This window comes from Curtobacterium sp. AB451 (genome assembly GCF_050585845.1).
Classification (GTDB): domain Bacteria; phylum Actinomycetota; class Actinomycetes; order Actinomycetales; family Microbacteriaceae; genus Curtobacterium.
This window is the reverse complement of record NZ_JBOBQG010000005.1, coordinates 122,112-137,472: the sequence shown is the minus strand read 5'-3', so window position 1 is coordinate 137,472 and position 15,361 is coordinate 122,112. Positions and strand designations below refer to the sequence as shown.

General features: G+C 71.3%; 12 protein-coding genes. All 12 read left to right on the top strand.

What is annotated here, in order from left to right; translation table 11 throughout:
- The first annotated feature begins 398 nt into the window (after window positions 1-398).
- The 12 genes from mraZ (at window position 399) to ACQXVK_RS13250 (ending at window position 15,313) form a co-directional block, all read left to right on the top strand.
- Window positions 399-830 carry a division/cell wall cluster transcriptional repressor MraZ gene (mraZ, locus tag ACQXVK_RS13305; protein ID WP_022906684.1) on the top strand — a complete coding sequence of 144 codons (432 nt, stop codon included), beginning with the start codon at window positions 399-401 and terminating at the stop codon, window positions 828-830.
- 64 nt (window positions 831-894) lie between these two features.
- Window positions 895-1,902: a 16S rRNA (cytosine(1402)-N(4))-methyltransferase RsmH gene (rsmH, locus tag ACQXVK_RS13300; protein ID WP_402262079.1), complete on the top strand. Its 1,008-nt coding sequence runs from the start codon at window positions 895-897 to the stop codon at window positions 1,900-1,902.
- A 1-nt stretch (window position 1,903) separates the two neighbouring features.
- Complete coding sequence (locus tag ACQXVK_RS13295; RefSeq protein WP_430853845.1) at window positions 1,904-2,605, top strand: hypothetical protein; 702 nt, start codon at window positions 1,904-1,906, stop codon at window positions 2,603-2,605.
- Between the two features lie 49 nt (window positions 2,606-2,654).
- Window positions 2,655-4,424, top strand: a complete 1,770-nt coding sequence (locus tag ACQXVK_RS13290; RefSeq protein ID WP_022906687.1) for a peptidoglycan D,D-transpeptidase FtsI family protein — start codon at window positions 2,655-2,657, stop codon at window positions 4,422-4,424.
- 14 nt (window positions 4,425-4,438) lie between these two features.
- Complete coding sequence (locus ACQXVK_RS13285; protein WP_416395864.1) at window positions 4,439-6,076, top strand: Mur ligase family protein; 1,638 nt, start codon at window positions 4,439-4,441, stop codon at window positions 6,074-6,076.
- A complete protein-coding gene (locus tag ACQXVK_RS13280; RefSeq protein WP_430853844.1) occupies window positions 6,073-7,578 on the top strand; it encodes a UDP-N-acetylmuramoyl-tripeptide--D-alanyl-D-alanine ligase in 1,506 nt (501 codons plus the stop codon). The genes ACQXVK_RS13285 and ACQXVK_RS13280 overlap by 4 nt, the downstream gene beginning before the upstream one ends.
- On the top strand, window positions 7,575-8,678 hold the full coding sequence (gene mraY / locus ACQXVK_RS13275) for a phospho-N-acetylmuramoyl-pentapeptide-transferase (protein WP_022906691.1): 1,104 nt from the start codon (window positions 7,575-7,577) through the stop codon (window positions 8,676-8,678). The genes ACQXVK_RS13280 and mraY overlap by 4 nt, the downstream gene beginning before the upstream one ends.
- The gene (gene murD / locus ACQXVK_RS13270; protein WP_430853843.1) at window positions 8,668-10,194 is read left to right on the top strand and encodes a UDP-N-acetylmuramoyl-L-alanine--D-glutamate ligase; all 1,527 of its coding nucleotides are present in this window, start codon (window positions 8,668-8,670) and stop codon (window positions 10,192-10,194) included. Before mraY ends, murD begins: the two co-directional genes overlap by 11 nt.
- Window positions 10,163-11,503: a putative lipid II flippase FtsW gene (gene ftsW, locus ACQXVK_RS13265; protein WP_430853842.1), complete on the top strand. Its 1,341-nt coding sequence runs from the start codon at window positions 10,163-10,165 to the stop codon at window positions 11,501-11,503. Before murD ends, ftsW begins: the two co-directional genes overlap by 32 nt.
- Window positions 11,500-12,621: an undecaprenyldiphospho-muramoylpentapeptide beta-N-acetylglucosaminyltransferase gene (gene murG / locus ACQXVK_RS13260; RefSeq protein ID WP_402262099.1), complete on the top strand. Its 1,122-nt coding sequence runs from the start codon at window positions 11,500-11,502 to the stop codon at window positions 12,619-12,621. The genes ftsW and murG overlap by 4 nt, the downstream gene beginning before the upstream one ends.
- Complete coding sequence (gene murC / locus ACQXVK_RS13255; protein ID WP_402262102.1) at window positions 12,618-14,039, top strand: UDP-N-acetylmuramate--L-alanine ligase; 1,422 nt, start codon at window positions 12,618-12,620, stop codon at window positions 14,037-14,039. Before murG ends, murC begins: the two co-directional genes overlap by 4 nt.
- The gene (locus ACQXVK_RS13250; protein WP_430853841.1) at window positions 14,036-15,313 is read left to right on the top strand and encodes an FtsQ-type POTRA domain-containing protein; all 1,278 of its coding nucleotides are present in this window, start codon (window positions 14,036-14,038) and stop codon (window positions 15,311-15,313) included. The genes murC and ACQXVK_RS13250 overlap by 4 nt, the downstream gene beginning before the upstream one ends.
- Window positions 15,314-15,361: the final 48 nt, after the last annotated feature.

Sequence of the window (15,361 nt, the reverse complement as noted above, 5' to 3'; positions counted from 1 at the left end):
GACCCGGGCGATCGGCGGACGGCGCGTCGTGCGACCCGGGCGATCGGCGGACGGCGCGTCGTGCGACCAGCGCGGCGACGGAGTCGACCCGCCGCCCGGGTCCCGCCGTCCTGGCTGCGGCGACCGCCCGCCGGGACGGCCCTGCCGGGGGCGCCTCGGCACGCCGCCGTCGTGCCCACGGAGCTGCGAAAGTCCTCCACTTCCCTCCACATGCTCCATTCCGCTCCACAGCCCCACCGTTCCGCGGCAGTACAGGCCGGAATTGCCCGATCGACGACGAGATCCGCCCCCAGAACGGGGCTGACGGGCGACTTCGGGAATGAAATCCGCCCCGTGGGGAGGGGAGTGGAGTAAAGTGGGGCACACAACGGTCCGGTGGAGCGGAGGGGAGGCCCGACGTGCTGCTCGGTACCCATGCCCCGAAGCTCGACGAGAAGGGTCGCGTGATCCTCCCCGCCAAGTTCCGGGACGAACTGTCCGGGGGCCTCGTGATGACCCGCGGGCAGGAGCGCTGCGTCGTCGTCTTCAGCGCGGACACGTTCGAGCAGCTGCACGAGCGAATCCGCACCGCACCGATGACCTCGAAGCGCACCCGGGACTACATGCGCCTGTTCCTCTCCGGAGCGAGCGCGGAACAGCCCGACAAGCAGAACCGCGTCACCATCCCGCAGAACCTCCGCGAGTACGCGGGGCTCGAGCGGGACCTGACGGTCATCGGCTCCGGTGACCGCGCCGAGATCTGGTCGACCCCCGCGTGGGAGGCCTACTACGCCGAAGTCGAAGAGGGCTTCGCCGACAACGACGAGGAGGTGATCCCGGGGATCTTCTGATCCGTGGATCGGGACTCCCAGCCGTGCATCCCTGACACCCCTTCCCCGGTGTCAGGTCGCATGGATGGGGATCCGGACCCGCGGCCCGGAGGACGAGGGGCTGCACATGGCCGAGGACGAGACCAACACACCGCGCTTCCCGCACACCCCGGTGATGCTCGAGCGCATCGTCGACCTCTTCACGCCCACGCTCGAGGGGCCGGGCAAGGTCGTGGTCGACGCGACGCTCGGCATGGGCGGCCACTCCGAGGGGCTCCTCGAGCGGTTCCCGGAGCTGACGCTCATCGGCCTCGACCGCGACACCGACGCGCTCGGCATCGCGGGGGACCGACTCGCCCGGTTCGGTGACCGCGTCCGCCTGGTGCACACCGTCTACGACGGCATCGTCGAGGCGATCGAGGGCGAGGGCTTCGAGCAGGTCGACGGTGTGCTGTTCGACCTCGGTGTCAGCTCGCTGCAGCTCGACCGTGCCGAGCGTGGCTTCGCGTACAGCCAGGACGCACCGCTCGACATGCGGATGGACCGGACCGAGGGGCAGACCGCGGCCGACGTCCTCGCCACCTACGACGAGGGCGAGCTGCGCCGGATCTTCCAGCGCTACGGCGAGGAGAAGCTCGCCGGACGCTACGCCCGCGCCATCGTCGAGCGACGCGCCAGCGCCCCGTTCGAGATGTCCGGCGACCTGGTCCAGGTCCTGCACGACGCGACCCCGGTGGCGATCCAGCGACAGGGACACCCGGCGAAGCGGGTGTTCCAGGCGCTCCGCATCGAGGTCAACGCCGAGCTGAGCGTCCTCGAGCGGGCGATCCCGGCGGCCCTCGACTCCATCGCGGTCGGCGGCCGGATCGTCGTCGAGTCGTACCAGTCGCTCGAGGACCGCATCGTCAAGCGGGCACTCACCGCACGGACGAAGTCGAGCGCACCCGCCGGCCTGCCGGTCGAACTGCCCGAGCACCGGCCGACGTACGAACTGGTCGTCAAGGGCGCCGAGCTGGCCGACGAGGCCGAACGCGCCGCCAACCCACGAGCAACCCCCGTGCGCCTGCGCGCGGCCGAGCGGATCCGGAAGTGACATGAGCACGAACCTCGCACTCGTCGACCCCGCCGTCGTCCCGTCCCGCGCCCCGCGTCCGACGCGACAGAACCGCCCGGAGCTCGTCGAGGTCACCCCGACCAAGGCCCAGCGCCGGGCACGCCCCCGCATCGCCTACGCCGTGGTGGCGGTGGTCGCCCTCGGCATCCTGCTCCTCGCCCAGCTCGGCATCAGCATGGTGCTGAGCCAGGGCGCGTACACGCTCAACTCCCTGAGCGCCGAGCAGACGAACCTGTCCCGCACCCAGCAGTCACTGTCCGAGGAGCTGCGGGTGCTCGACTCGCCGCAGAACCTCGCCCGCAACGCCCAGGCGCTCGGGATGATCGCGAACTCGACGCCGGTGTACCTCGACCCGAAGACCGGTCGTGTCTACGGCACGCCGACCCCGGCGGTCGCCGACCCGGCCACCGCGGCGACGTCGAACCAGGTGCCGAACTCGCTGCTCGCCGACGTGCCGCTGGCCGCGAAGCCGGGTGACACCTCGACGAGCAAGGAGAGCGGGGCCAGCTCGACGAACACGGACAGCGGAGCCGGCTCGACGAGCAAGGACGCTGGCACCACCACGGACAGCACCGCCGCCGACGCTGGGAAGACCACAGGCGCCAGCGCGTCGGCCGGGGCTTCGTCCACCGCCGACGTAGAGTCCGACCCGAACCAGCTCCAGGCCCCCTCCACCCGGTGACCTGCGGGTCGGGACAGCCTGCCGCACCACCCGGGAAGGACCGCACCGCGTGACGAAGACGATCCGCAACCGTCGACTGCGCTACAGCGTCGTGATGATCGCCGTGATCGCCCTCGTGGCGGTCTTCGTGGTCCGCCTCGTCGACATCCAGGTGGTCCAGGCCGCCTCGCTCAACGAGCTGTCGAAGGAGAAGCGGAGCATCCCGGTCACGATCTACGGGACCCGCGGGTCGATCGTCGACCGCAACGGGACCGAGCTCGCCGACAGCGTCACCCGCTACAACATCACGACGGCCCCGCGCCTGGTGAAGAAGTTCGAGGGCAAGCTCGGCGGGACCCGCGTGAAGGACGTCACGGTCGACCAAGCGCTCACCGCGCTGGCGAAGGCCTCGGGCGGCGACGTGGCGACCATGCAGAAGAGCATCGCGGCGAACCCGCGGTCCGACTTCGCTTACCTCGTCAAGGGCCTCGACGTGAAGCACTACGAGGCGGTGACCGCGCTCGGCATCCCGTGGATCTACAAGGAGCAGCAGGCGTCGCGGGTGTACCCGACGGCGGCCACGACGGGCAACATCACCGGTTTCATGGGCACCGACGGTGCACAGGCCGGGCTCGAGTACGCCTACGACAAGTGCCTGGCGGGGTCGAACGGCTCCGAGACCTACGAGCGTGGTTCCGACGGCGTCCAGCTCCCCGGGAGCACCGTGACGACCAAGGAGGCCAAGGACGGCGGCACAGTCGAGACCACGATCGACAGCGACCTGCAGTACATGGCCAACCAGACCATCGCGTCCGCCGCGAAGTCGCTGCAGGCCGAGTCCGCCACGGCGACGGTCACCAGCGTCAAGACGGGGGAGATCCTCGCGGTCGCGGACTACCCGACCGTCGACCCGAACGACGTCGACGCCACCACGGACAAGGGCGCGTTCGGATCGCGGGCGCTCACGGCGACGTACGAACCGGGCTCCACGATCAAGGCCGCGATCGCGGCGGCACTCATCGACCAGGGCAAGTCGAGCCCGACCGACCGAGCGGTCGTGCCGTACTCGCGCTCGTTCCCCTGGGGCGGGTCGATCCACGACTCCGAGTTCCACCAGACCGAGAACCTGACGCTCACGGGCATCCTGCAGAACTCGTCGAACGTCGGCATCACCGAGCTCGGTGAGCGCCTGACCGCCCAGCAGCGGTACGACTACATGAAGAAGTTCGGCCTGTTCGAGCCCGAGTCGGCGATCGACTACCCGGGGCAGCCGTCGATGGACTACGGCTCGAGCCCGGAGTGGGACCAGCAGACGAACATCAACTCGATGTTCGGGCAGGGCATCTCGACGACCGCGATCCAGGTCGCGAGCATCTTCCAGACCCTCGCGAACGACGGTGTCCGGATCCCGCTGCACTTCGTGAAGGGCTGCGAGACCGCCGACGGCACCATGATCGACGCGCCCGACGTGCAGCCGACGCGTGTCGTGTCCGCGAACGCCGCGACGCAGGTCACGGACATGCTGCAGAGCGTGGTCACGGGTGGCACCCTCGTCGGCATGAAGCCGATCTCCGGCTACAACATCGCCGCGAAGACGGGCACCGCCGAGGTGGCCGAGGGGTCCAAGGGCTACGGCGGACAGCGCATCACGTCGGTGGCCGGAATGGCACCCGCCGAGGACCCCCAGTATGTTGTCACGGTGACGTTCACGAAGCCGCAGACCAACAAGTGGTCCAGCGGAGCGGCTCCGGCGTTCCGAACTCTCATGTCCCAGGTGCTCGAGAAGTACCGAGTAGCCCCCTCCACGACGCCGGCGAAGACCTACCCGACCACGTGGTGAGGAAGAAGGAGCACTTGTCCGCACGGATCCCCCCGGTCCTCCGACCCGAACACCCGACCCCGAGGGCCGTGGCCGAACTCGCGAACGCGTTCGGTCTGCGTGTCGTCGGCTCGGTCGACGCCGTCGAGACGACCGGTGTCACCCTGAGCGCCGCCGAGGTGCAGCCGGGTGACCTCTTCGTCGGCGTGCACGGTGCGAACCGCCACGGCGCGGAGTTCTCCGCAGAGGCCGCCGAGCGCGGTGCGGTGGCCGTCCTGACCGACGACGCCGGCGTGGAGCACGCCCAGGCGGCCGGTCTCCCCGTGCTCGTCGTGGACGACCCCCGTGCGGCCCTCGGCGACGTCTCGGCGTGGGTCTACCGCACCCACCCGGACGAGGCCACCGACCTGCCGCAGCTGTTCGCCGTCACCGGCACGAACGGCAAGACGAGCACGTCCTACATCCTCGAGGGGATCCTCAAGCAGCTCGGTCTCGTCACCGGCCTGAGCTCGACCGCCGAGCGCCACATCGGCACCCTCAGCGTCACGAGCCGGCTCACCACGCCCGAGGCGAGCGAGATGCACGCGCTGCTCGCCCGGATGCGCGAGAGCGAGGTGCGCGCGGTCGCCGTCGAGGTGAGCGCCCAGGCCCTCAGCCGCCACCGCGTCGACGGCATCGTCTTCGACGTCGCGGCCTTCACGAACCTGTCGCACGACCACCTCGACGACTACGCCGACATGGAGGAGTACTACCAGGCGAAGCTCCCGCTGTTCCAGCCCGAGCACGCCCGCCGCGGCGTCGTCTCGCTGGACACTGACTGGGGCCACCGCGTGGTGCAGGACTCCCGCATCCCGGTCACGACCATCACGGTCCACCCCGACGTCGAGGCCGAGTGGCACGTCGACATCGTCGAGGCGCACGCCGCCTACACCGAGTTCCGCCTGACCGGACCCGAGGGGCGTGAGCTCACCACCCGTGTGCCGCTCATCGGGTGGCACATGGCCGCGAACGCAGCGCTCGCGATCGTGATGCTCGTCGAGGGCGGGTTCGAGCTCGGTGCCATCGCGCACGCGCTCGAGACGAACCACCGCCGCTACCCGGACGAGGACGAGCGCGAGCAGCGCGACGAGCCGACGAGCGCCATCGAGTGCTACCTGCCCGGCCGCACCGAGCGCGTTTCGGGCGATCGCGGTCCGAGCGTCTACGTCGACTTCGGGCACAGCCCCGACGCCTTCGAGAACACCCTCGCCGCGGTGCGCCAGTTCACCTCCGGCAAGGTCCTCATGCTCTTCGGCGCCGACGGCGACCGCGACACCACCAAGCGTCCCGACATGGCCCGCGTGGCCGCCGCCGGGTCGGACATCCTCGTGATCACCGACCACCACCCGCGCTTCGAGGACGCCGCGTCGATCCGGAAGACCCTCGTCGACGCCGCGCGCGAGGCGTTCCCGGACCACGAGATCCACGAGGTCAGCCCGCCCGAGGCGGCGATCCGCACCGCCGTGGGCCTCGTCGGCGACGGGGACTCGATCCTCTGGGCCGGCCCCGGCCACCAGGACTACCGCGACATCCAGGGCGTCCGCACCCCGTACTCGGCACGCGACGAGGCCCGCCAGGCCCTCCGCGAGGCCGGGTGGGAGCCGAACTCCGGTCCGGCCGAGGACGCACGATGATCGCCCTGACCCTCGCCGAGATCGCGACCGCGGTCGACGGCGAGCTGATCCCCGGTGCCCAGGCGACCGACGTCGCCGACCAGGGTGACCTGGTCGTCGAGGGCTCGGTCGAGACCGACTCCCGGCTCGTCGGACCCGGCAGCGTGTTCTTCGCGCTCCCGGGCGAGGTCACGGACGGCCGCCGCTTCGTCCCCGCCGCGACCGAGGCCGGCGCCGCGCTGATCGTCACGCCGGAGCGCGTCGACACCACCGCGCCGCAGATCGTGGTCACCGACGGCTACGCGGCCCTCGCGGCGCTGGCGCACGAGGTCGTCACACGCGTCCGGATGGCAACCGCCGACCGGGTCGACGCCGACGGTCGCCCGGCACCCCTGCGGGTCGTCGGCATCACCGGCTCGAACGGCAAGACGAGCACCAAGAACATGCTGCGCACGATCCTCGAGCAGCACGGTGCGACGATCGCGCCCCAGGGATCGTTCAACAACCACGTCGGCGCACCGATCTCGATGCTCCGCATCACCGCGGACACCCGGTACCTGGTCGTCGAGATGGGCGCGAGCGGCATCGGCCACATCGCCAAGCTCGTCTCGATCGCCGAGCCGGACGTCGGTGTCGTCCTCAAGGTGGGCCTCGCGCACGCCGGCGAGTTCGGCGGAATCGAGGCGACCCAGCGCGCCAAGTCCGAGATGGTCGCCGACCTGCCGGCCAGCGCGACCGCGCTCCTCAACGTCGACGACGACCGCGTCGCGTCGATGCGCGACCTGACGGCGGCGACCGTCGTGGGCTTCGGCACGTCCGCGGATGCCGACTACCGCATCACCGGCATCGAGACGGACCGCAACGGCACCCGCTTCACGCTCACCGCGCCTCCCGTCCGCCAGGAAGGCGACCCGTCTGCGGACGGACAGCCAGGAGGGACGGACCACGTCGACGTGCAGCTCGCGATCCTGGGTGAGCACCACGCGATGAACGCGTCCGCCGCGCTCACGGTCGCCCACCTGTGGGGCGTGCCCCTCGCCGACGGCGCGGCCGCGCTCGCGTCGATGACGCGCGCCGAGCGCTGGCGCATGGAGCTCCTCCCCGGCGGCCCCGACGGGGTCACCGTGATCAACGACGCGTACAACGCGTCGCCCGACTCGACCGCCGCCGCGCTGCGGACGCTCGCCCAGATCGTCCGCCCGGGGGAGCGGACCGTCGCCGTGCTCGGCGAGATGGCCGAGCTCGGCGAGTTCTCGACGGAGGAGCACGACCGCATCGGCCGGCTCGTCGTCCGTCTGGGCATCGGTCAGCTCGTGGTCGTCGGCCGCGGCGCGATGCCCATCCACCAGGCCGCCACACTCGAGGGATCGTGGGACGGCGAGTCCGTGTTCATCGAGGACGTCGACGACGCCGTCCACGCACTGCAGGAGATGCTCCGCCCCGGCGACGTCGTCCTCATCAAGTCCTCGAAGTCCGCCGAACTGCGATTCCTCGGCGACCGCCTCGGAGGTGTCACCGAATGATCGCCCTCCTGATCGCCGGCGCCGTGTCGCTGGTGTTCACACTGCTGCTCACGCCGCTGTTCATCAAGCTGTTCCACCGCCTCGGCTGGGGACAGTTCATCCGCGACGACGGTCCGCAGTCGCACCACACCAAGCGCGGGACCGCGACCATGGGCGGCATCGTCCTGATCATCGGCGCGGTGCTCGGCTACTTCGTCGGGCACCTGGTCGGCCGCGACTCGATCACGCTGTCCGGGCTGCTCGTGCTGTTCCTCATGGTCGGCCTCGGGTTCGTCGGGTTCATCGACGACTTCCTCAAGGTCCGCCGCCAGCGCAGCCTCGGCCTCGGCGGGTGGGCGAAGGTCCTCGGTCAGGTCATCGTCGGCGTGATCTTCGCGACCGTCGCGCTCGTCGTCCCGTCCGGCAACGGCAAGCCGCCGGCGTCGACCATGGTCTCGGCCATCCGGGACATCCCGTGGCTGGACTTCATGGCGCTCGGCACCGTGATCGGCACCGTGCTGTTCCTCGCCTGGATCGTGCTGCTCACGGTCTCGACGTCGAACGGTGTGAACGTCGCGGACGGCCTCGACGGCCTCGCCACCGGGTCGAGCATCCTCGCGATCGGCTCGTACGTGATCATCGGCTTCTGGCAGTCGAACCAGATCTGCGGCGGTGCCCGGCTCGACTCGAACACCGAGCACGCCTGCTACACCGTGACCAACCCCCTCGACCTCGCGGTCGTGGCGGCGGCGGTCTGCGGCGGCCTGATCGGCTTCCTCTGGTACAACACGTCGCCGGCGCAGATCTTCCTCGGCGACACCGGGTCGCTCGGCCTCGGCGGCGCGCTGGCGGGTCTCGCGATCCTCAGCCGCACCGAGCTCCTGCTCGTCCTCATCGGCGGCCTCTTCTTCATCGTCACCGGCTCGGTCATCCTGCAGCGGGCGTACTTCAAGATCACCCACGGCAAGCGCATCTTCCGGATGAGTCCACTGCACCACCACTTCGAGTTGAAGGGGTGGGCCGAGGTGACCGTCGTCGTCCGGTTCTGGATCATCGCCGGACTCTGCGTCGCGGCCGGCGTCGGCCTGTTCTACCTGGAGTGGATCGCCCGTGTCGGCTGACCGCCTGGCATCGCTCGACAGCTGGTACGCCGAGGGCTGGAAGGGGCTCGACGTCGCGGTCCTCGGACTCGGCGCCACCGGGTTCTCGGTCGCGGACACCCTCGTCGAGCTCGGCAGCGCCGTGACCGTCTACTCGTCGGACGCCCCCGCGGACAGCGTCGAACTGCTCGACGTGATCGGCGCGCGCTTCGTGCAGGCGCCGCTGGACACCGTGCCCGCCGCGCTCGAGGCGCAGGCGCCGGACCTCGTCGTCGTGTCGCCGGGCCTGCCGCCGCACAACGCGACCGTGCAGTGGGCCGAGGCGAACAGCGTCGTCTGGGGTGACATCGAGCTCGCCTGGCGCGTCCGCGACAAGGTCGTGCGCGGTCCGATCGCCGCGCCGTGGGTGACCATCACCGGCACGAACGGCAAGACCACCACGACGCAGCTCACCACCGCGATGTTCGAGGCCGCCGGGCTGCGGGCCGTGTCCTGCGGCAACATCGGCGTGCCCGTCCTCGACGTCGTTCGGGACCCGGACGGCTTCGACGTCCTCGTGGTCGAGCTGTCCAGCCACCAGCTGCACTACATGCCGACCACCGGCGACGGCGCGGTGGTGCCCCTCGCGAGCACCTGCCTGAACATCGCCGACGACCACCTCGAGTGGCACGGCTCGGCCGAGGCCTACCGGGCCGCCAAGGCGAAGGTCTACGAGCGCACCGTGCTCGCCTGCGTCTACAACACCACCGACGACGCCACCCGGCACATGGTCGAGGAGGCCGACGTCGTCGAGGGGTGCCGTGCGGTCGGCTTCACCCCCGGCATCCCGGCTCCCGGTGACGTCGGCGTGGTCGAGGACGTCCTGTGCGACCGGGCCTTCACCGACGACCGACGCAACAGCGCGCTCGAGCTCGCGACCGTCGCCGACCTCGAGGCGGCCGGGCTCACCAGCCCGCACATGACCATGAACGTGCTCGCCGCGGCCGCACTCGCCCGTGCGGCGTCGGTCGAGCCGGCCGCGATCCGTGCCGCCGTGCAGGCGTTCCGGGCCGACCATCACCGGACCGAGCACGTCGCCACCGCCGACGGCATCACGTGGGTGGACGACTCGAAGGCCACGAACCCGCACGCGGCGACGGCCTCGCTGGCGTCGTTCGACACGGTCGTCTGGATCGTCGGGGGCCTGTTCAAGGGCGTCGACGTCGACGGACTCGTCGCGCGCTTCGGCCCCGACGTCCGTGCCGTCGTCGTGATCGGCACCGACCGGACCCCCGTGCTCGAGGCATTCGCGCGACACGCGCCCGGGGTGCCGGTGCTGCAGGTCGAGGCAGCGGACACTGATCAGGTCATGCCCGAGGCGGTCCGGCATGCCGCATCGGTCGCGAGACCGGGCGACACGGTCCTCCTCGCCCCGGCCGCGGCGTCGTTCGACCAGTTCGGCTCCTACGCGGACCGGGGGCGTCGATTCGCGGCGGCGGTCCACGAGCACCTGGGAGGAAACGCCGATGGCGACGACGGATCTTCCGAGCGGCAGTGAGACCGGGGGAGCCCCGAGCCGCCCGCACACATCCGCCCGCCGCCACAACGGTGCGGTCGTCGCCGTCAAGAACGTCTTCGTCGCCGAGTCGAGCACCTTCTACACGATCCTCGGCGTGACGCTCTTCCTCGTCGTGTTCGGGGTCGTCATGGTGCTCTCGTCGTCGAGCGTGGAGCAGTACGCCGCGACGCACGACTTCTTCGGGGCCGCGTCCCGTCAGGGCCTCTACGCGGTGCTCGGCGTGCCGCTCATGCTCATCGCCTCCCGTCTGCCCGCGCGGTTCTGGCGGAAGTGGGCGATGTGGATCGTCGGGGTCGGCCTCGTCGTGCAGGCGCTCGTCGTCCTGACGCCGCTCGGGTACTCGATCCAGGGCAACCGGAACTGGATCCGCGTCGGGTCGTTCACCGCGCAGCCGTCCGAGATCCTGAAGCTCGCGCTCGTGCTCGGCATCGGCGCGATCATGTACGTCAAGCGCGAGAAGCTCGACGACTGGAAAGAGGTCTTCATCCCGATCGGCATCGCGTCGCTCGGGTCGATCGGCCTCGTCCTCGTCGGCGGTGACCAGGGCACCGCGATGATCATGCTCATCCTGGTGTTCGGTGCGCTCTACGTCGGGGGAGCCCGGGCGAAGCACCTGCTCGTCGGCGTGGTCGGCCTCGCCGTGCTGCTGCCGTTCGTCACGATGGCGTCGAGCTCCCGGTCGCACCGCATCAGCGCCTGGCTCTCCGGCTGCACGGACACGAGCCAGTACCAGGACCTCTGCTGGCAGCCGACCCACGGCATGTGGGCGCTTGCCTCCGGCGGCGTCTTCGGCGTCGGGCTCGGCAACTCCAAGGCGAAGTGGTCCTGGCTGCCGGAGGCGGACAACGACTACATCTTCGCGATCATCGGCGAGGAGCTCGGACTCGTCGGCGCCGTCGTCGTGCTCGCCCTCTTCGTCGTCCTGGCCGTCGGCATGATCAAGATCATCCGCCAGTCGAACGACCCCTTCGTGAAGACCGTCACCGGTGGCGTCCTCGCGTGGATCATCGGCCAGGCGCTCGTCAACATCGCCGTGGTCCTCGGCCTCCTGCCGGTCCTCGGCGTCCCCCTCCCACTCATCTCGGCCGGCGGCTCCGCGCTCATCATGACGCTCGTCGCCATCGGCGTCGTCCTGTCGTTCGCGCGGGACCTCCCGGGCAAGAACGACCGCGCGAGCGCGTTCCCGGGCAAGAGCGACCGGGCGAGCACGTTCCCGGGTCCGAGTGGCCGCACGAGCGCGCTCTCGGGTCCGAGCGGCCGCACCACCACGAACGGAACCCTCCGGTGAGCACCTACCTCTTCGCCGGCGGCGGTACCGCCGGTCACGTCAACCCCCTGCTCGCGGTCGCCGACCGTCTGACCGAACGCGAGCCCGACGCCGAGGTCCTCGTCCTCGGGACGGCCGAGGGGCTCGAGTCCCGCCTGGTCCCGATGCGCGGGTACGAGCTGCTGACGATCCCGCGCCTGCCGTTCCCGCGCAAGCCGAACGCCGCCGCGCTCCGCTTCCCCGGCGGGTTCCTCGGCGCGGTCCGTCGTGTCGAGCAGATCATCCGCGACCGCGGGGTCGACGTCGTCCTCGGCGTCGGCGGCTACGCGGCCGCGCCGGCGTACATCGCGGCGCGTCGCACCGGGACGCCGATCGTCGTGCACGAGCAGAACGCGAAGCCGGGGCTCGCGAACCGTCTCGCCGCCTTCCTCACCGACCACGTCGGCCTGACCTTCTCGAACACCCGCCTGCGCCACGGCCGGGTCGTCGGCATGCCGCTCCGTCGCGAGATCGAGTCGCTCGACCGTCGCGCCGTCCGCGCCGAGGGCCTCGCCGAGTTCGGCCTCGATCCGGCCCGTCCGGTCCTGCTCGTGACCGGCGGGTCCTCGGGTGCGCGCAGCATCAACCGCACGGTGAACCGCTCCGCCGCGACCATCGTCGGCGCCGGCTGGCAGGTCCTGCACGTCGTCGGGGGCAAGTCCGACATCGGTCCGAGCGACCTCGACGGCTACCACGTGCTGCCCTACTGCGACCGCATGGACCTGGCGTACGCCGCGAGCGACTTCGTGGTCTCGCGCGCCGGCGCCGGCATGGTCTGCGAGCTCACCGCCGTCGGGCTGCCGAGCGTCCTCGTGCCGTACCCTGTCGGCAACGGCGAGCAGCGGCACAACGCGAAGGACGTCGTGGACGCCGGGGGAGCGGTCCTCGTCGCGGACGCGGAATTCGACGAGGACTGGGTGACGTTCCAGCTCCTGAACATCCTGCAGGACCGGGCCCGCATCGCGGACATGACCGTCCGGGCCGGCAGCGTCGGGCACCGCGACGGCGCCGACCGGATGACCGACCTCGTCCTCGACGCGGGCCGGACACCGGCCAGCCGGACGCGGCCGAGCGGCACCAGCACCACGGAGGAACGATGACCATCAAGCCGGACCTGACGCAGCCGATCCCCGAGGACCTCGGCACCGTCCACTTCGTCGGCATCGGTGGCTCCGGCATGAGCGGCATCGCCCGGATGTTCCTCGCCGCCGGCCACCGCGTGACGGGCAGCGACTCCCGCGAGACCGCCACGACCCAGACGATGCGCGAGCTCGGCGCGGACGTGCACATCGGCCACGACGCCCGGAACGTCGGCGACGCGGACACCATCGTCGTGACCAGTGCCCTCTGGCCGGACAACCCCGAGCTGCTCGAGGCCCAGCGCCGCGGCATCCCGGTCCTGCACCGCTCGCAGGCCCTCGCCGCGCTCATCGCCGGCCAGCGCCTCGTCGCGGTCGCCGGTGCCCACGGCAAGACGACGTCGACGGGCATGATCGTCACAGCGATGGTCGAGCTGGGTCTGGACCCGAGCTTCGTCAACGGCGGGGTCATCCAGTCCCTCGGCACGAGCTCCGCTCCCGGATCGAGCGACCTGTTCGTCGTCGAGGCCGACGAGTCCGACGGCTCGTTCCTGCTCTACGACGTCGCCGTCGCGCTCGTGACGAACGTCGACGCCGACCACCTCGACCACTACGGCAGCGAGGAGGCCTTCACCGAGGCGTTCGTCGAGTTCGCCGCGAAGGCGTCCGAACGGGTCGTCATCTCGAGCGACGACGCCGGCGCCCAGGCCGTCACCGCCGGCATCCGCGCGCGCACCGACGCCCCCGAGGTCGTCACCTTCGGCGAGGCCGTCGACGCCGACGTCCGGATCGAGGGCATCACCGAGTCCGCCGGGGTCGAGGTCGACTTCCGCGCAGCGGGCGCATCGCACCACCTGACGCTCCGCGTGCCCGGGCGCCACAACGCGATCAACGCCGTCGGCGCGTTCGCCGTCCTGACCGGGCTCGGCGTCGCCGCCGCGGACGCGATCCGCGGGATCGAGGCCTTCGGTGGCACCCAGCGGCGCTTCGAGCTGCACGGCGTGGAGCGCGGGGTGTCGGTCTACGACGACTACGCCCACCACCCGACCGAGGTCGCGGCCGCGCTCAGGGCGGCACGGAACGTCGTCGGCGACGGCCGCATCATCGCGATCCACCAGCCGCACCTGTACTCGCGGACCCGGATGATGGCCGGCGACTTCGCGAAGGTCTACGAGGAGCTCGCCGACCACACCGTCGTCCTCGACGTCTACGGCGCCCGCGAGGACCCGGAACCCGGCGTCACCGGCGCCCTCGTCCAGGAGCGCTTCGCCGACCAGTCGCGTGTCGAGTTCCTGCCGGACTGGGACGAGGCGTCCGCGCGCGCCGCCGCGGTCGCGCGGGACGGCGACATCATCATGACGCTGAGCTGCGGCGACGTGTACCGCATCATCCCGCAGGTGCTCAGTGCCCTCCACGACGACGGGGCGCAGTCCCGGTGAAGCGTCCAGAGGGGTTCGACGAGGGTCCGGCCCGCCCGGACGCACCTGCTGCGGGCGCGCGTGCGCCCCGGCAGCGCCGCACCCCGACGGCCCCGAGGCGTCCGTCCCGCGAGGTCGCGCCGGAGGTCCAGGAGGCGCGGCACGAGCCTGCCCCGACCGCGCCGGACGACGAGACGGCCGACCCCACCGCCACCGAGCCGGCGACAGCCTCGGCGCGCGACCGCGCCGGGGCCCTCGCCGGCGCCGCGGGGCGGCGCCTCGGCGCCGGGCTGTCCTCGGTCGCCGGACGGCTGCGCGAGTACACGCCGGACGAGGACCACCACGACCCGGAGGCCGAGCGTGCCGCCCGCGAGCGGCGGGAGACCGAACGGCAGGACGCCGAGCGGCTCGCCCACCTCACCGACCTGCACGGCTCCGACCCGGACGGCACCGACCCGAACGGCTCCGAGCAGCGCGAGGGCGAGCGCCCGATCGGCGCCGGCGTCCGCGCGGCGGAGACCGCGCGCGAGGCCCGGGTCGCCAAGCGCCGCCGTCGCCTGCTCGAGCGGGCCGAGGTCCGTCGCTTCACCCGCCGCAGCCGCCACCGCCGTGCCGCGTGGATCACCGCGGCGAGCATCGTCCTGGTGTTCGGGGTATCCATCCTCGTCGCGGTGTTCTCGCCCCTGATGGCCCTGCAGACGATCGAGGTGAAGGGCACGAACCGCGTCGACGCCACCGAGGTCCGCCAGGCGCTCTCCGACCAGATCGGCACCCCGCTGGCGCGGCTCGACTTCGACGCCATCAAGCGCGACATCGCCGGCTTCCCGCTCATCGAGAGCTACGTGACCGAGGAGGCCCCGCCGCACACCCTCGTCGTCACGGTCACCGAGCGCACGCCCGTGGTGGCGGTGCGGTCCGGGAAGTCCTTCGACCTCGTCGACCCCGCCGGCATCGTCGTGCAGACCTCGCCGAAGCAGCCCGCGAACATGCCGCTCGCCGACATCGGGAACGCGAAGCTCGGATCGAGCGAGTTCCGCACGATGACCGAGGTCGTGCTCGCGCTGCCGTCGACCGTGCGGTCGCAGGTGACGAGCGTGAAGGGCTCGACCGCCGACGACGTGACGCTCACCCTGCGCGACCGCTCGAGCGTGGTCTGGGGCAACCCCGAGCAGTCCGACGCCAAGGCGGCGCTCCTCGCGGCCCTCGTGAAGGACCACGCGGCCCGGAACCCCGGCACCGTGGTCGAGTACGACGTGAGCGCGCCCGACAACGGGATCATCCGCGCGAAGAAGTAGCGGAATCGCGCGACACGCGGCGTGGCGGCGCGACAGCCTGCGGACGGC